Annotated in this window: 15 protein-coding genes, 1 tRNA gene and 1 pseudogene; 10 read left to right on the top strand and 7 right to left on the bottom strand. The window is 63.6% G+C overall.

The features are described 5' to 3' along the window. Window positions 1-87: 87 nt before the first annotated feature. On the top strand, window positions 88-1,569 hold the full coding sequence (gene gatB, locus SUTH_RS01135) for an Asp-tRNA(Asn)/Glu-tRNA(Gln) amidotransferase subunit GatB (RefSeq protein ID WP_041096419.1): 1,482 nt from the start codon (window positions 88-90) through the stop codon (window positions 1,567-1,569). Here gatB and SUTH_RS19240 read toward each other — a convergent pair whose 3' ends face one another. Together SUTH_RS19240 and pyrE are read right to left on the bottom strand one after the other, a co-directional pair. Beyond that, window positions 1,570-2,301 (bottom strand): serine--tRNA ligase, encoded by a 732-nt coding sequence (locus SUTH_RS19240; protein WP_052473034.1) that lies wholly within the window; start codon window positions 2,299-2,301, stop codon window positions 1,570-1,572. A gap of 31 nt (window positions 2,302-2,332) precedes the next feature. Continuing rightward, window positions 2,333-3,013, bottom strand: a complete 681-nt coding sequence (pyrE, locus tag SUTH_RS01125; protein WP_052473789.1) for an orotate phosphoribosyltransferase — start codon at window positions 3,011-3,013, stop codon at window positions 2,333-2,335. 26 nt (window positions 3,014-3,039) lie between these two features. Between pyrE and SUTH_RS01120 the strand changes: the two genes are divergently transcribed. From SUTH_RS01120 to SUTH_RS01100, 5 genes are all read left to right on the top strand, one after another. After that, window positions 3,040-3,837 (top strand): exodeoxyribonuclease III, encoded by a 798-nt coding sequence (locus tag SUTH_RS01120; protein ID WP_041101369.1) that lies wholly within the window; start codon window positions 3,040-3,042, stop codon window positions 3,835-3,837. Window positions 3,838-3,908: 71 nt separating this feature from the next. Next, the gene (locus SUTH_RS01115; protein WP_041096417.1) at window positions 3,909-4,220 is read left to right on the top strand and encodes a DUF883 family protein; all 312 of its coding nucleotides are present in this window, start codon (window positions 3,909-3,911) and stop codon (window positions 4,218-4,220) included. 8 nt (window positions 4,221-4,228) lie between these two features. Beyond that, the gene (locus SUTH_RS01110) at window positions 4,229-4,642 is read left to right on the top strand and encodes a phage holin family protein (RefSeq protein WP_052473032.1); all 414 of its coding nucleotides are present in this window, start codon (window positions 4,229-4,231) and stop codon (window positions 4,640-4,642) included. Beyond that, window positions 4,639-4,938, top strand: a complete 300-nt coding sequence (locus tag SUTH_RS19530) for a YqjK family protein (RefSeq protein ID WP_052473030.1) — start codon at window positions 4,639-4,641, stop codon at window positions 4,936-4,938. Before SUTH_RS01110 ends, SUTH_RS19530 begins: the two co-directional genes overlap by 4 nt. Window positions 4,939-4,945: 7 nt before the next feature. Then, window positions 4,946-5,299 carry a hypothetical protein gene (locus SUTH_RS01100; RefSeq protein ID WP_231851076.1) on the top strand — a complete coding sequence of 118 codons (354 nt, stop codon included), beginning with the start codon at window positions 4,946-4,948 and terminating at the stop codon, window positions 5,297-5,299. Between the two features lie 217 nt (window positions 5,300-5,516). Here the strand turns inward: SUTH_RS01100 and SUTH_RS01095 are convergent, their stop codons facing one another. Next, window positions 5,517-5,972 carry a helix-turn-helix domain-containing protein gene (locus SUTH_RS01095; protein WP_041096415.1) on the bottom strand — a complete coding sequence of 152 codons (456 nt, stop codon included), beginning with the start codon at window positions 5,970-5,972 and terminating at the stop codon, window positions 5,517-5,519. Between the two features lie 12 nt (window positions 5,973-5,984). Further along, complete coding sequence (locus SUTH_RS01090; RefSeq protein WP_052473028.1) at window positions 5,985-6,287, bottom strand: DUF4258 domain-containing protein; 303 nt, start codon at window positions 6,285-6,287, stop codon at window positions 5,985-5,987. A 187-nt stretch (window positions 6,288-6,474) separates the two neighbouring features. On the opposite strand from SUTH_RS01090, the pseudogene SUTH_RS01085 reads away from it, so the two are divergent. Then, window positions 6,475-6,756, top strand: a pseudogene (locus tag SUTH_RS01085) (tyrosine-type recombinase/integrase); the annotation flags it as partial. A 45-nt stretch (window positions 6,757-6,801) separates the two neighbouring features. On the opposite strand, the gene SUTH_RS01080 reads toward SUTH_RS01085, so the two are convergent. Continuing rightward, a tRNA-Met gene (locus SUTH_RS01080) sits at window positions 6,802-6,878 on the bottom strand. Between the two features lie 74 nt (window positions 6,879-6,952). On the opposite strand from SUTH_RS01080, the gene SUTH_RS01075 reads away from it, so the two are divergent. Further along, complete coding sequence (locus SUTH_RS01075) at window positions 6,953-8,110, top strand: UbiH/UbiF family hydroxylase (RefSeq protein WP_041096414.1); 1,158 nt, start codon at window positions 6,953-6,955, stop codon at window positions 8,108-8,110. A 17-nt stretch (window positions 8,111-8,127) separates the two neighbouring features. After that, window positions 8,128-8,808, top strand: coding sequence for a DsbC family protein (locus SUTH_RS01070; RefSeq protein WP_041096413.1), 681 nt, complete (start codon window positions 8,128-8,130; stop codon window positions 8,806-8,808). Window positions 8,809-8,815: 7 nt separating this feature from the next. On the opposite strand, the gene SUTH_RS01065 is transcribed toward SUTH_RS01070, so the two are convergent. Together SUTH_RS01065 and SUTH_RS01060 are read right to left on the bottom strand one after the other, a co-directional pair. After that, window positions 8,816-10,873, bottom strand: a complete 2,058-nt coding sequence (locus SUTH_RS01065) for a cache domain-containing protein (protein WP_197539629.1) — start codon at window positions 10,871-10,873, stop codon at window positions 8,816-8,818. After that, the gene (locus tag SUTH_RS01060; protein ID WP_041096411.1) at window positions 10,861-12,243 is read right to left on the bottom strand and encodes a sigma-54-dependent transcriptional regulator; all 1,383 of its coding nucleotides are present in this window, start codon (window positions 12,241-12,243) and stop codon (window positions 10,861-10,863) included. The genes SUTH_RS01065 and SUTH_RS01060 overlap by 13 nt, the downstream gene beginning before the upstream one ends. Window positions 12,244-12,505: 262 nt before the next feature. Here SUTH_RS01060 and fdnG point away from each other — a divergent pair, with 262 nt between their 5' ends. Beyond that, the gene (gene fdnG / locus SUTH_RS01050) at window positions 12,506-15,568 is read left to right on the top strand and encodes a formate dehydrogenase-N subunit alpha (protein WP_084207516.1); all 3,063 of its coding nucleotides are present in this window, start codon (window positions 12,506-12,508) and stop codon (window positions 15,566-15,568) included. Window positions 15,569-15,621: the final 53 nt, after the last annotated feature.

Raw genomic sequence — 15,621 nt, 5'->3', positions numbered from 1 at the left:
GGCGGGGGTGACTTTGGTTCAGCCGCTTTGCGGCTTCCGGTTTGTTGAACTGCCACCTCTTTGGGGCGGCCCGGCAGAGGTGGCGAAATGACGCGCACAACCCAGTGGGAAGTGGTGATCGGGCTGGAAACCCATGTCCAGCTGCAAACGAAATCCAAGATATTCTCCGGCAGCAGCATCGCCTTCGGCGCCGCGCCCAACGTGCAGGCCAGCGCGGTGGACATCGCGCTGCCCGGCGTGCTGCCGGTACTCAACCGCGAAGCCGTGGTCTGTGCCATCAAGTTCGGCCTGGCCGTCGGCGCACAGATTGCTCCGCGCTCGATCTTCGCCCGCAAGAATTATTTCTACCCCGACCTGCCGAAGGGCTATCAGATCAGTCAGTTCGAAATCCCCGTTGTCCTGGGTGGCGGCCTTGCCATAACAGTCGGCGCTGGGGACGAACCGAAGGGAGTGCAGAGCAAGGCGACCGAGAAGTTCGTGCATTTGACGCGCGCCCATCTCGAAGAGGATGCCGGCAAATCGCTGCACGAGGATTTCCATGGCCGCACCGGCATCGACCTGAATCGCGCCGGCACGCCGCTCCTGGAAATCGTCACCGAACCGGAGATGCGCTCGTCGGCCGAGGCGGTCGCCTATGCCAAGGCGCTGCATGCGCTGGTGCAGTGGATCGGCATTTGCGACGGCAACATGCAGGAAGGCTCCTTCCGCTGCGACGCCAATGTCTCGGTGCGACCCATGGGGCAGAAGGAATTCGGCACGCGGCGCGAGATCAAAAACCTCAACTCCTTCCGCTTCATGCAGCAGGCGATCGACTTCGAGGTGCAGTGGCAGATCAACGAGATCGAGGAAGGCCGCGCCATCCAGCAGGCCACCGTGCTGTTCGATCCCGACACGGGCGAAACGCGCTCGATGCGCAGCAAGGAAGACGCCCACGATTACCGCTACTTCCCCGATCCCGACCTGCTGCCGCTGGAAATACGGCCGGAGTGGATTGCCGAGGTGAAGTCCGGGATGCCGGAACTGCCGCAGGCGATGCAGCAGCGCTTCCAGGCCGAGTACGGCTTGTCGGCCTACGATGCCGCGATACTCACCGCCTCGCGCGCCATGGCCGACTACTACGTTGCCGCGGTGGCTGACGCGGGACCGGCGAACGGCAAGGCGGTCGCCAACTGGATCATGGGCGAGCTGTCGGCGCGACTCAACAAGAATGACATGGCCGTCGAGGCCTCGCCTATCTCCGCCGCCCAGATTGCCGGCCTGGTCCTTCGCATCGCCGACAATACGATTTCGAACAACATCGCGAAGAAGGTGTTCGAAGCGCTGTGGAACGGTGAAGGCAATTCTGCCGACGAGATCATCGAAAAGCAGGGCCTGAAGCAGATCACGGATACCGGCGCGATCGAAGCGCTGGTCGATGAAGTTCTCGCCGCGAACCAGAAATCGGTCGAGGAATTCCGCGCAGGCAAGGAAAAGGCCTTCAACGCCCTGGTCGGCCAAGCCATGAAAGCCACCAAAGGCAAGGCCAATCCGCAGCAGGTCACCGACCTGCTGAAGAAGAAACTCGGCTGACTACTTCTTCTCGGTGGCGGGTTTGGCCGGGGCGGGAGCCGCTGCCGGCACTGCCGCAGGGGTCGGTGCCGGTGCTGCTGCCGGTGCTGCCGCAGGGGCGGCGGCGGGCGCGCCTTCTGCCGACTTCTTGCCCGTCAGCTCAAGATAGCGCTTCTTCTCCTCGGCGAAACGAAGGCGAACCTCCTCCATTTCCTTGGTTCGCGCATCCACCGCGTCCTGTTGCGCCTTGATCTCTTTTTCGTTGTCGCGAATCTGCGCCTTGACCTGCTCGGGCAGCGGCTTGCCCTTGTAGAACTCCTTGTCGTTTTCGAGCACCTTCTTCTTCTTGTTGGCCTCCTCCAGCCGCTTCTCGGATTCCTTCCTGTTCTTTTCGATTTCCGCCAACGAACGATCGCGCGCCGAATCGATGTCCTTTGGACTGGAATAGGTCGACAGCAAGGCCAGCGTACGGCGCCGCTCCTCGGCAGCCGCCTTCTTCTCCGCTTCCTTCTTCGCCTTTTCGGCATCGCGGCGCGCCTGCTGCTGTTCGGTCAATGGCGCTTCGACAGTCTTGGAGACAAAACCGCGATTGTCGCGCTCTTCATAGGCCCTGCCCTGGCATGCCGGAGGCAGAAAATCGCCGCAGACCTTGCGCCCATCAGCGTCATCGCAGCAATAGATGCGAATCTGGGCAGCGGCGTCCAGGGCCAGCAAGGTCGAAGAAGCGAACAGCAGGGCGGAAATCAGGCGCATGGGTTATCTCCCCGAAAAAGTTTCATGGGCATCAGTCGACGCCGTAACGAACGCGATACTCGCGCACGGCAGCAAGCTTGTTTTCAAGTTCCGGATGGCCGGAAAGATAAGCGATCAGATCGGTCAAACCGGCAACGCTGATGACCGGGATGCCAAAGTCCTTTTCGACCTCCTGTACTGCCGACAAATCCCCCTGGCCGCGTTCCTGCCGATCGAGCGCGATGACCACAGCCACGGGGGTTGCGCCGGCGGCACGGATCAGGTCGACCGATTCGCGCACCGACGTGCCTGCGGAAATCACGTCGTCGATGATCAGCACGCGGCCCTTGAGCGGCGCGCCGACCAGGGTGCCGCCCTCGCCGTGATCCTTGGCTTCCTTGCGGTTGTAGGCATAGGGCGTATTGCGTCCGAGGCCGGACAGCGCCATGGCCGCACCGGCAGCCAAGGGGATGCCCTTGTAGGCGGGCCCGAACAGCACATCAAACCGGATCCCGGCACTCAAAATGCGGCGCGCATAAAAATCACTGAGGCGCGACAGCGAGGCGCCATCGTTGAACAAGCCGGCATTGAAGAAATAAGGGCTCAGGCGTCCGGCCTTGGTCTTGAATTCACCGAAGCGCAGCACGCCCAGTTCGCAGGCGAAGGCGATAAACTCGTGACTCAACTCGCCAGTGGTGGCGCTGGCGGCATCAAGGGTGACGTTCGCATTCATCAAATACATTCTACATGCTCAAGCACATGCTCCGAATACTCAGTCTGAATCTGAATGGTATCCGTTCCGCCGCCAACAAGGGATTTTTCGACTGGCTGGCAACGCAACAGGCCGACATCGTCTGCGTCCAGGAACTCAAGGCCCAACTGACCGACCTGACGCCCGCATTGCGCTCCCCGCCCGGCTTCACGGCGTGCTTTCATGCCGCCGAGAAAAAGGGCTACAGCGGCGTCGGCATTTATTCCCGGCAAGCCCCCGACCGCATCATCGAGGGCTTCGGCAATGCCGAGTTCGATGCCGAAGGGCGCTACCTGCAGGCCGACTTCGGCAAGCTGTCGGTGGTCTCGCTGTATCTGCCATCGGGCTCCAGTTCGGACGAACGGCAGCAGGCCAAGTTTCGCTTTCTCGACCAGTTCCGGCCGCGACTGGAACAGCTGGCGGGCGATGCCAAACGCGAGGGCCGCGAAATCCTGCTGTGCGGCGACTGGAACATCGCGCACCAGCAAATCGACCTCAAGAACTGGAAATCCAACCAGAAGAACTCCGGCTTCCTGCCCGAAGAACGCGCCTGGCTTTCCGCCGTCTTCGCCGACCTGGGCTGGGTCGACGTGCACCGCCGGCTCCTGCCCGAGGCAACCGGCGAGGCCTACACCTGGTGGTCGAACCGGGGCCAGGCCTGGGCCAGGAACGTTGGCTGGCGCATCGACTACCAGATCGCCACGCCGGGCCTGGCGGCAACGGCGCGCCGCGTGGCCGTATACAAGGATCAGCGCTTTTCGGATCATGCGCCGCTGACCGTCGATTACGAATTGGCTCCCGCATGACATGGATCATTGCGGCGCAGCGACAAAATCGGTAGCCTTCACTTTGTAGTCATTCAATTCAGGAGAAAAGCATGAACGATATGACCGATGTCACCAAGGACAAACTGATTGCCGACGTAAAACTGGTGATCGCCGACACCGAAGAACTGCTACGCGCCACGGCCGGACAGGCGGGCGACAAGATCGCCGATATCCGCGCCAGGACGCAGGATCGCCTTTCGGCCGCCAAGATCAAGCTGGCCGAAGCCGAGGCCGCCGTGGTGGATAAGGCCAAGCAGGTCGGCCGTGTCGCCGACGATTATGTGCATGACAATCCCTGGCGTTCGGTGGGCGTAGCGGCAGGATTCGGCTTCATCGTCGGCCTGCTGATCGGCCGTCGCTGAACCCGGCAATGGGTGAAGGAGCGGGCAGGGTGTCGAACCAGCAGGGATTGTTCGCCTCGACCAAGGGCTTGCTCGGTACCGGCGTTACCCTGATCCACAACCGTCTCGAACTCCTCGGCGTCGAACTCGCCGAGGAGCGGGTGCGGCTGGTTTCGCTGCTGGCCTACGGCGGTGCGGCATTTCTTTGCCTTTCCGCCGGCTTGGTCTTCCTCGCCATCTTTCTCACCGTACTGCTCTGGGACAGCAACCGGCTGCTGGCCCTCGGCGTGTTTTCCGCGCTGTTCATCGGCGCCGGCATTGCCAGCCTCATGCTGGCAATGAGCTTGGCGCGCGGCGGCTCGAAGCTGTTTTCCGCCAGCCTGGCCGAGCTTCGCAAGGACCGCGACGCATTGGCATCAGATCCCGCCGCAAGACCGCAGTGAACTCCGCGACGCTGGAACTTGCGCTGAAGAAGCAGCGGCTGCAGATCGCCAGCGCAGGCCTGCGCGACGAATTTGGTCGCTGCGCGGCGGGGCTGGCTCCCGTCTTCAGCGGAGCGGACTGCGTCGTCGAGGGTGCCCGCTGGGCGCGCCGCAATCCACAAATTGTCGCCGCCGCCACGGTGGCGCTGATCGTCGCCCGGCCTAAACGCGCCTGGCGCTGGGCACGCCGTGCCTTTTTCGGTTGGCAGGCATGGCACAAGCTGAGCGATTTTCTGGAGCGCCGCCCGGCGGCCTGATCCCGCAATGGTTCGTTCCAGGCCGCGCGACGAGGTCAAGGAAGCCAGTCGCCAGGTGTCCGCGGCAACGGGAATCCGGGTATCACCCGGCCTGATGCAGAAAGTCCTCGCCGCCCAAAATCGGGAACGCAAGCAATTGCAGGGCGAAATGGCCAAGGTGCGCGGCCTCATGCCGCTGCTGATGAAGCCCCGCAACGGCGAACGCTGGACCAGCGCCGAGCGCATCGCATTGCAGGAACAATTGCGGGCACTGGCGTATCTTTCCCCCTACTTGGTGGTGATGGCGCTGCCCGGCTCTTTCGTCGCCCTGCCCGTGCTCGCCTGGTGGCTCGACCGCCGCCGGCAGAATCGCAGCAGCTAACCGCCTGCCAAAATGAAAACGGCCCCCATCGCTGGAGGCCGCTTGAATACTGGTGGTGATGGAGGGACTTGAACCCTCGACCTACGGATTATGAAGCCAAGTTCGCAACGCTGTCGCGTCAATGGCTTGCGCTCGTTTCACTTCTACAAACCTTCTCCGTGGATGCCTCGCGAACCCGCGCCGTTGCTTGGGGCAATTTGGAATTGTAGAAGTCTTTTCAGGCGTGCTCCACGTCCTCGATGCGAGGCGTCCAGCCGGCCGATGACGACTCCAGCACGATCCTTTGATTCAGCAGTCGGTCCACATCGTTGATCCGTTCCACCACGCGCTTGATGGCCAGATTGCCCTCCGCATGGGCGCAATACACCACGCGAACCAGCTTGTTCGCGTACTTCGGCACCTGGCCGGTTTTTTCCCAACGGGCAATCGACTGCACATCCACCCCCATCAGCTTCGCCAAGGCTGCCTGGGACATCATCAGGCCCGACTGGCGCAGATAGCGGAACTCCACCCCGGTCAGCTTCCCGTGCTTCTTCGTCAGCGCCAGGCAGATCGCGCGCGTCAGCCCCTCCACGTCCTTGTAGGCCGTGCCCTTGCCGTAGGGTGTTTCCTTGATCTCGTAGCCATTCATCAGCCACACGTTCCTCAAACCACCATCGTCATATCGCAGCATCTCACACCCCCGTCAGTCGATTTCCATTGCTGTGATGACCACCAAATCGGGATCGGCTTCCACAACCGCCGAAACCACCCCAAGATTTCTGCCGGCAACGTAATACTCCATCCGGCATTCCATCGTTCCATGTCGCATGTTCGGCTCGGGCGTCCTTCGCAGCAGCCCTTTGCGCAACACTTCCAGCGCCATCGCGTGGGAGATTCCCCGTAGCCGCATCCGCTGTTCGGCGTGAGCCGTGAAAACCACCCGTGCACAGTCCTTGGCCGTCTCGCGGATAAACCGCTGGTACTGCTGCTTGGACCATTTGGACATCGGGCAGACCTATCATTTTGATAGGTGCGAATCATCCGGGTTTCCGGCCTGTCCGTCAATCCATCTTTGGCAGACCGGCTGGCGGCCCGATACTTCCCCGAAGGCGAGCGTTATCCACGGACGCCCTGAAGCGCCCCTTGGCTGGCGTAGGGGCGTCGGTGGGTAACGCGGGGAGACTGCTAGGGAACCCGCCTTCCTGATCGCCAATGATGACGGCAGCGCCGTCACGCAACAGCAGCTACGCGGACGCTTTGACAAGGCGCGCGAGGCGGCAGGCGTGGCCTTCCAGTTCCGCGACATCCGCGCCAAGGCCGGTACGGAGGCAAGCATCGCCGGAGGCATGGATCACGCGCAGAAGCTACTGGGTCACAAGCACGTCACGATGACACAGCACTACGTCCGCGCCCGCCTCGGGGAGAGTGTGGAACCTCTGCGCAGGCCGGGAATTGTAGAAGAGAGCGGCGAATAGTAGAAAAGCGGATTCCCGCGAAACCGCTGGAACCCGCTTGAATACTGGTGGTGATGGGGGGACTTGAACCCTCGACCTACGGATTATGAATCCGTCGCTCTAACCAGCTGAGCTACATCACCGTGCAAAGGGGCGGAATTATCCTCGGCGCACGCTTGCCTTGTCAAGGCGCGCCCCGGTAGGCGACAATTCGCCAATGGACTTCGATGTCGTGATTGTGGGGGGGGGCTTGGCCGGTTTGGCCCTGGCAGCGGCTTTGCGCCGCTCGGCCTTGTCGGTGGCATTGGTCGAAGGGAAGGCGCCCGGCTTCCCGGAGGGATGGGATTCGCGGGTTTATGCGATCAGCCCGGCCAATGCGCGCTTTCTCGATGCCCTGGGCGCCTGGCGCCATATGGACGCGACGCGCATGGAGCCGGTGCGTGCCATGGAAATCCATGGCGACGCCGGCGGCCGGCTGGATTTCACGGCCTATGGCAGCGGCGTGTCGGAGCTGGCCTGGATTCTCGAATCGTCGCTGATGCAGCGCGAACTGTGGGAAACCGCAAAACGCCAGGGCAACCTGAGCCTGCTTTGCCCGGCCCGCCCGCAAACGCTGGCGCTTGAGCCCGATGCGGCACGACTGACGCTGGACGACGGCCGCACCCTGGTCGCGCGGCTGATCGTGGCGGCGGATGGCGCCGAGTCCTGGACCCGCTCCGCGGCGGGCATCGACGTCCGCTTTGACCCCTACGACCAGTTGGGCGTGGTGGCCAACTTCGCCACCGAACTGCCGCATCGGGGCACGGCGTTTCAATGGTTCCGCGACGACGGTGTGCTGGCCTGGCTGCCCTTGCCGGGCAATCGCATCTCGATGGTCTGGTCCGCTCCGGAAGAGCGCGGACGCGAACTGCTGGCGCTCGATCCGGCCGCCCTGTGCGCCCGCGTGGCCGCGGCAGGCGGCGGGCGACTGGGCGCGCTGCAACTGATGACTGCGCCGGCAGGCTTTCCGCTGCGCCTGATGCGCGCGCCGCGCTCGGTGGCACCGCGGCTGGCGCTGATCGGCGATGCCGCCCATACCATCCACCCGCTGTCCGGCCATGGCATCAATCTGGGCTTCCAGGATGCGCGGGTGCTGGCAAGCGTGCTTTGCGACAAACCAGCTCATGTGGACTGCGGCGACCTGGCGCTGCTGCGCGGCTACGAGCGGGCGCGCAAGGAGGAAATAGTGACTTTGCAGACGGTCACTGATAGCCTGCACGACCTTTTCGGCCCCGCCAGCGGCCCCCTGGCCAAATTGCGCAATATCGGATTGAACCTCACCAACACCTTGCCGGTCGTAAAGAACCTGCTGGTTCGCTACGCGCTGGCGTCCTGAATTTTCCTGGAGACCTCATGAAACCATCCCTGCTTGCCGCCGCCCTGGCCTGTGTGTCCCTCGCCGCATTCGCCGACGAGTCCGATGTGAAAAAAGCCGTCGAGGCCAAGCTGGGCAAGGTCGAAAAGATCGCCAGGGCGCCGATGGCCGGCATCTGGGAGGTCACGGTCGATGGCCAGATCTTCTACGCCGACGACAAGGCGACCTACCTGATCTTCGGCAACCTGCTGGAAATGAAAACGGGCAAGAACATCACGGCGGAGCGCCAGTTCAATTCCCTGCCGCTCGACCTGGCCGTGAAGCAGGTGCGCGGCAACGGAAAGAACGTCATGGTGACCTTCGAAGACCCGAATTGCGGCTATTGCAAGAAACTGGCGAAGGACATCCTGACATTGAAGGATGCCACGGTGTATACCTTCCTCTACCCGGTGCTGGGCGACGACTCCTACGAGAAGTCGAAGGCCATCTGGTGCGCGCCGGACAAGTCCAAGGCCTGGACCGACTGGATGACGGCGGGCAAGGCGCCGCCCGCCGTGCCCGCCAAGTGCGACATGAGCGGACTCGACAAGTCCGCTCAGCTCGGCCGCAAACTGCGCATCAATGGCACGCCGGCGATCTTCTTTTCCGGTGGCGAGCGCGTCGGCGGCTATATTCCGGCGGCGGAAATCGAGAAGCGTTTCGCGCCGGCAGGCGGCTGAGCCCTCGTCACGCTGCCTGGGCTTCGTTGGGCAGCCATACGGTAAACACCGAGCCGCCGCTTGACGGGCACTCGACGTCGATGCGCCCACCGTAACGCTGGACCAGGCCGAGGCTGACCCACAGGCCGAGGCCGGTGCCGTCGCTGGTCTTGGTGGTAAAGAAGGGGTCGAACAGCCGCTCGCGGATTTCCGCCGCGATGCCGGGGCCGCTGTCGCCCACGGCGACAAAGCCGCCCCTGACGCCGCCTTCTTCGCGGTCGCCGCTGGCCAGCAGCAAGGTGCCGCCCTCGGGCATGGCCTGCAGGGCGTTGACCATCAGATTGATCAGCACCTGCTGCAACTCGTTGCGATTCACCGTTACCGGCCGCGTCGCATGCAGTTCCTGCATCACCGCAACGCTGGTCTTCTTCATCTGGTGCGCCACCAGCACCAGGCTGTCCTGCACCACCTGATCCAGCACCACGGGTTCCAGATAGCCGGCGTACTCGGCCGGGCGGGCAAACTGCAACAGCTTGGTGACAATCAGGCGGATGCGGAACACCTGGTCCTGGATCAGGCGAATCTCCGCCATCGCCGGCTCGGCCGCATCCCCCAGGGTTTCGCGCAGCACATCGAGATTGCCCTGGATCACCGCCACCGGATTGTTGATTTCATGCGCCACGCCGGCGGCAAGCTGGCCGATCGCGGCGAGTTTTTCCGACATGACGAGGCGCTGCTGCGCCGAGCGCAGCGTCTGGTTGGCGGCCGCGAGTTCCTGCGTGCGCTCGGCCACCTTGCCGTCAAGCTCGCTGCCCCAGCGCTGCAAGGCCTCGGTCTGCGCCGCCAGCCGGTCGAGCAGGCGATCGAAGTGGGCGGCGAGCTCGGCCAGTTCATCCTCGCCGGCAAGGTCCGGCGGATGCTTGCCGACGCGCGCCTCCGTCTCGCCCGATTCGATCGCGCTCATGGTGCCGTGCATGCGCGCCACCGGCTGCGAGACATGCCGCGCCAGGCGCAGGGAAACAAATGCCGCAGCCACCACGGTCAGCACGAACAGCAGGGCCACCGCCGCCAGCGTCAATTGCCGCGCATGCTGGAACGGCTCTTCCAGATAGCCGACATAGAGCATGCCGACGCGCCGGCCGAAACTGTCCTTGATCGGCTCGTAGGCCGAGACGTACCAGTCATTCACCACGAAGGCGCGGTCGAGCCAGGTGCGCCCCTCGTCGAGCACGGTATGGCGCACGGCGGCCGAAACCCGGGTGCCGATGGCGCGCACGTTTTCGAACAGGCGCACATTGGTGGCGATGCGCACGTCATCGAGGAACAGCGTCGCGGTGCCGACGCTGCCCAGCGGCAGCGAGCCCTCCGGGTACACGATGTCGTTGATGCGGTCGACGAATTCGAGGTTCTTGTTGAGCAGCAAACCGCCGACCAGCACGCCGGCGCCTCCCTCGCGCGAGACGGAAGCGATCGGGGCGGCGGCGTGCATCACCATGCCGCGGGTTTCCTCGTTGCGCTGCGTGGCCTGCGCATTGCGCGTGGCGATCAGCGGCGTGCGCGCCTTTTCCGTCAGCGTCGGGTCGATCACGGCCAACTGGACGGCATCGAGGATATCCACCTCGGTCTCGGCGTGGCCGGCCAGCGCGCGGCGCACGATTTCCCACTCGGCGTAGCTGCTGCCCGGCACGGGGCCGCCCGTGGCGGCGCGCACGCGCCCATTGCCGTCGAGCAGGATCAGGAAGTCGATCCTGAGCTGCTGCTGCATTTCGCGCAGCAGTTCGCTCAAGGCCGCCGCACCGGGCCGTTCGCGCAGCGCGCGGGCCAGCCGCTCCGACCCGGCCAGGGATTCGACGCGACGGCCGACGCCTTCCTTGACCTGGTCGAAGTAGCCGTGGGCAACCGCCAGATCGCTCTGCACCTTGGTGATCAGCAGGCGGTCGTAATACACCGCGCCCCAGCCGACGAGTATGCCGATCAGGATCGGCACGGCCACCAGCAGGGGGCCGAGCGCCAGCGCCAGCAGCTTGAAGCGCAGCGAGCCGCGAAAGCGCGCGGCGATGCCTCTGAAAATGCCTAGACCCCCCACACCGCGCACTTGCGTTCCAGCGTCTTGCGCGAGACGCCGAGTCGCCTTGCCGCCTCGGACTTGTTGCCCTTGCAGGTTTCCAGCACGCCGAGGATGTGGCGGCGCTCGATGGCGGCCAGGGATTCCTCGTTTCCGGGCCCGAGAGTCGGCGCTGGCGACACGGCGGTTTCTTCATCCGGCGCAAAATCGTCGGCGAAGTAACCGAGGATCAGCGAGCGCTCGACCAGGTTCTTCAATTCGCGCACGTTGCCCGGCCAGCTGTAGCGGGCCAGGCGCGCCAGCGCGGCCTCGTCGTGCGCGAGCTCGGCCACGCCCAGGCGCGCCGCCAGCTGGCCGATGAAGTAATCGACCAGGTCCGGCAGGTCTTCGATGCGCTCGCGCAGCGGCGGCAGGACCACTTCGACCACCTGCAGCCGGTAGTAGAGATCGCGCCGGAAACGCCCCGCCGCAACCTCTTCCGTCAGGTCGCGATTGGTGGCTGCAACCACGCGCACATCCACCGGCACTTCCTGTTCCGATCCGACCGGGCGCACCCTGCGCTCCTCCAGCACGCGCAGCAGCTTGGCCTGCAGCGGCAAGGGCAGTTCGGAGATTTCATCGAGAAACAGCGTGCCGCCGCGGGCGTAATAAAACAGCCCTTCGCGACCCGCCGCCGCGCCGGTAAAAGCGCCTTTGACATGGCCGAACAATTCGGATTCGATCAACTCTTCGGCGATCGCCGCACAGTTGATCGGCACGAAGGGGCCGTCGCTGCGCAAGCTCATGCGATGCAGGGCGCGCGCGGCGAGTTCCTTGCCGGTGCCCGATTCGCCATGGATCAGCACCGTCGAGGGCGTCGGCGCAATGCGCTTGATACGGGCGCACACGTCACGGATCACGGCCGACTTGCCGACCATGCCTTCAACGCTGTCGTCGCGCTGTTCCAGTTCACGGCGCAGCACGAAGTTCTCGCGGCGCAGCGACGAACGCTCGAAGCAGCGCTTCACCGCGTTGAGCATTTGCGCCACCGAGAAGGGCTTCAGCAGAAAATCCGAGGCGCCGGCGCGCAATGCGTCGATCGCGGTTTCCAGGTCGGCATAGGCCGTCATCAGCACCACGTCGCCGGCGAATCCCTGGGCGCGCAGGTCGTGGAGCCATTCGACGCCCGAGCGGCCGGGCAGCGCGATATCGAGCACGATCAGGTCGAAGTGGCGACGGCTGAGCAGTTCGACGGCTTCTTCCACGCTGCCGGCGGTCGCCACCCAACCGCAGCGCAAGGCCAGCGAGCGGTGCAGAAAACTGACCATGCCGGGCTCGTCATCGACCACCAGCACCGACTGGTGCTGCCATGGCGAAAGCTCGACGGTCGCGCCCGCAGGAACGGAATTCAAGTGTCTCCCCCTTTGCTGAACTGCTCTTATGCTCGCAATGATCGTCAATTCGGAGGGGCTTGGCAATGAGTGGGAAAGCTGGCGACAAAATGTCTCACCTGCCCCGATTCGCTTTGGACATTTTGTCCAACCCGCACTGCTGCAATGCGGTAAGTGTTTGTCCCTGTTGGTAGCAGTGAATTGGCGCAGAACTTGCGTCATAGCCATGCTGGTTTGCATGGATTTCGGCGAACCGGAACTCAATAAAGGAGGAGGCAAACAAATGCAAGTCACACGGCGGCAGTTCTTCAAGGTCTGCGGCGCCGGTCTCTCCGGGTCTTCCATCGCACTGATGGGATTCTCGCCGACATCGGCCCTGGCGGAGGTGCGCAGCTACAAGCTCGCCCGCGCCACGGAAACCCGCAACATGTGCCCCTACTGCTCGGTGAGCTGCGGGGTCCTGATCTACACCACGGGCGACAAGTCCAAGAACGCGAAAGCGGACATCATCCACATCGAAGGCGATCCGGACAATCCCGTCAATCGCGGCTCGCTGTGCCCCAAGGGCGCGGGCTTGCTGGACATGGTCAAGAGCCCCAACCGTCTCAAGTTCCCGGAAGTACGCGAAGCGGGCAGCAGCGAGTGGAAACGCATTTCGTGGGATGAAGCGATCAATCGCATCACCACCCACATGAAGAAGGACCGCGACGCCAACCTGATCGAGAAGAACGCCGAAGGCGTCACGGTCAACCGCTGGAACACTTTCGGCTTCCTCGCCTCGTCCGCCGCCAACAACGAGGCCGGCTACCTCACCAGCAAGATCCTGCGCAACCTCGGAGTCGTCGCACTCGACACGCAAGCACGCATTTGACACGCCCCCACGGTATCCAGTCTGGGTCCGACATTTGGGCGTGGTGCAATGACCAATCATTGGGTCGATCTGAAGAATTCAGACCTGGTGATCGTCATGGGCGGCAATGCCGCCGAAGCGCATCCCTGCGGTTTCAAATGGGTCATCGAAGCGAAGAAGGATCGCAAGGCCAAGCTGATCGTGGTCGATCCGCGCTATACGCGCTCCGCCGCGGTTTCCGATTTCTACGCGCCGATTCGTGCCGGTAGCGACATCGCCTTCCTCGGCGGCGTCATCAACTACCTGCTCTCCAACAACAAGATTCACCTTGAGTACGTCAAGAACTACACCAACGCCGCATTCCTGATCGACGAAGGCTTCAAGTTCGAGGACGGCCTGTTCTCCGGCTACAACGGCGAAAAGCGCAGCTACGGCAAGGACACCTGGAAATACCAGATGGGCAAGGACGGTTTCGCCATGGTCGATCCGACCCTGGAAAGCCCGAACTGCGTGTTCCAGCTGATGAAGAAGCACTACAGCCGCTACACGCCGGAACTGGTGAGCAAGACCACCGGCACGCCGCAGGACGCCTTCCTCAAGATATGCGAAATGATGGCGGAGACGGCGGCACCCGACAAGACCATGACGATCTGTTATGCGCTGGGCTGGACCGAGCATTCGGTCGGCTCGCAGAACATTCGCACCATGGCCTTGATCCAGCTGCTGCTCGGCAACATGGGCATGGCGGGCGGCGGCATCAACGCGCTGCGCGGGCACGCCAACGTGCAGGGCATCACCGACATGTGCCTCTACTCGGAAGTGCTGCCCGGCTACCTGTCGGCGCCGACCGATGCCGACGTCGATCGCAAGACCTATCTGGAAAAGCGCACGCCGAAACCGCTGCGTCCGAGCCAGATGAACTTCCCGCAGAACTTCCCGAAATGGTTCACCAGCCTGCAGAAGGCCTGGTACGGGGCTGCCGCGACCGACAAGAACGACTACGGCTACGACTGGCTGCCGAAGAAGGACGGGGCGTATGACACCCTGGCCATTTTCGAGCGCATGCACCAGGGCAAGATGAGCGGCTTCGTCTGCCAGGGCTTCAATCCGCTCGCTTCGGTGGCGAACAAGAAGAAGGTGGGCGACGCGCTGGCCAAGCTGAAATACCTCGTCATCATCGATCCGCTGGCGACCGACACGTCCGAGTTCTGGAAGCCGCACGGCGAGTTCAACGAGGTGGACCCGGCGAAGATCCAGACCGAAGTGTTCCGCCTGCCGGCCAATCTCTTCGCCGAAGAGTCCGGCAGCTTCACCAGCTCCGGCCGCGTCATCCAGTGGCATTGGAAGGCGGCCGACGGCCCGGGCGAATCGAAGGGCGACATCGAAATCCTGGCCGCGCTCTTCCTCAAGCTGAAAGCGATGTATGCCAAGGACGGCGGCAAGCTGCCCGAGCCGATCCTCAACCTGACCTGGCCCTACCGCCAGCCGGCCAAGCCCGCGCCCGAAGAGCTCCTCATGGAAATCTCCGGCAAGGCGCTGGGCGAAGTCCTCGATCCGAAGGACAAGACCAAGGTGCTGGTCAAGCCGGGCGAGCAGATCGCCGGCTTCGCCCAGTTGCGCGACGATGGTTCCACCCAGTGCGGCAACTGGATCTATGGTGGCTCCTGGTCGCAGGCGGGCAACCTCACTGCGCGGCGCGACAACTCCGATCCTTCGGGGCTGGGGCAGACGCTGAACTGGGGCTTCGCCTGGCCGGCCAACCGGCGCATCCTCTACAACCGCGCATCGTGCGACATGGCCGGCAAGCCGTGGGACCCGAAGCGGGCGGTGATCCGCTGGACCGGCACCGCCTGGGGCGGCAACGACGTGCCCGACATGCGGCCCGACGCGGCGCCCGAAGAAGGGGTGATGCCCTTCATCATGACGCCGGAAGGCGTGGCGCGGCTATTCGCGCCGGCAATGGCCGACGGTCCCTTCCCCGAGCACTACGAGCCCTTCGAAACGCCGCTGGACAGGAATCCCTTCCATCCCAACAACCCCAAGGCCATCAGCAATCCGGCGGCGCGGGTGTACAAGGGAGACATGGAAACCTTCGGCAAGGCCAAGGACTTCCCGTATGTGGCCACCACCTACCGCCTGGTCGAGCACTTCCATTACTGGACCAAGCACTCGAAGATCAACGCCGTGCTGCAACCCGAGCAGTTCGTCGAGATCGGCGAGGAACTGGCGAAGGAAAAGGGCATCGCCGCCGGTGACCGGGTCAAGGTGCGCAGCAACCGCGGCTTCATCAAGGCCGTGGCGGTGGTCACCAAGCGCATCAAGACCCTGGACGTCGACGGCAAGAAGGTGCACACCGTGGGCATCCCGATCCACTTCGGTTTCAAGGGGGTCACCAAGCCGGGCTTCATCACCAACACGCTGACGCCCTTCGTCGGCGACGCCAATTGCCAGACGCCGGAATTCAAGGCGTTCCTGGTCAACATCGAGAAGATCTAAGGAGACGATGATGACCCCCACGCTCACTCTGTTCGCTGCCCCCCGAGGGGGCT

Origin of the sequence: Sulfuritalea hydrogenivorans sk43H (genome assembly GCF_000828635.1) — a bacterium.
GTDB lineage: Bacteria > Pseudomonadota > Gammaproteobacteria > Burkholderiales > Rhodocyclaceae > Sulfuritalea > Sulfuritalea hydrogenivorans.
Note: the sequence above shows the minus strand (reverse complement) of the source record. Positions and strands in the feature narration are given on the sequence as shown.

What these genes read in the sequence shown, in the direction of transcription:
- gatB (WP_041096419.1), top strand. Translation starts at nt 88, where the DNA reads ATGACGCGCACAACCCAGTGGGAAGTGGTGATCGGGCTGGAAACCCAT.
- SUTH_RS19240 (WP_052473034.1), bottom strand. Translation starts at nt 2,301, where the DNA reads ATGCGCCTGATTTCCGCCCTGCTGTTCGCTTCTTCGACCTTGCTGGCC.
- pyrE (WP_052473789.1), bottom strand. Translation starts at nt 3,013, where the DNA reads ATGAATGCGAACGTCACCCTTGATGCCGCCAGCGCCACCACTGGCGAG.
- SUTH_RS01120 (WP_041101369.1), top strand. Translation starts at nt 3,040, where the DNA reads ATGCTCCGAATACTCAGTCTGAATCTGAATGGTATCCGTTCCGCCGCC.
- SUTH_RS01115 (WP_041096417.1), top strand. Translation starts at nt 3,909, where the DNA reads ATGAACGATATGACCGATGTCACCAAGGACAAACTGATTGCCGACGTA.
- SUTH_RS01110 (WP_052473032.1), top strand. Translation starts at nt 4,229, where the DNA reads ATGGGTGAAGGAGCGGGCAGGGTGTCGAACCAGCAGGGATTGTTCGCC.
- SUTH_RS01100 (WP_231851076.1), top strand. Translation starts at nt 4,946, where the DNA reads ATGGTTCGTTCCAGGCCGCGCGACGAGGTCAAGGAAGCCAGTCGCCAG.
- SUTH_RS01095 (WP_041096415.1), bottom strand. Translation starts at nt 5,972, where the DNA reads ATGCTGCGATATGACGATGGTGGTTTGAGGAACGTGTGGCTGATGAAT.
- SUTH_RS01090 (WP_052473028.1), bottom strand. Translation starts at nt 6,287, where the DNA reads ATGTCCAAATGGTCCAAGCAGCAGTACCAGCGGTTTATCCGCGAGACG.
- SUTH_RS01075 (WP_041096414.1), top strand. Translation starts at nt 6,953, where the DNA reads ATGGACTTCGATGTCGTGATTGTGGGGGGGGGCTTGGCCGGTTTGGCC.
- SUTH_RS01070 (WP_041096413.1), top strand. Translation starts at nt 8,128, where the DNA reads ATGAAACCATCCCTGCTTGCCGCCGCCCTGGCCTGTGTGTCCCTCGCC.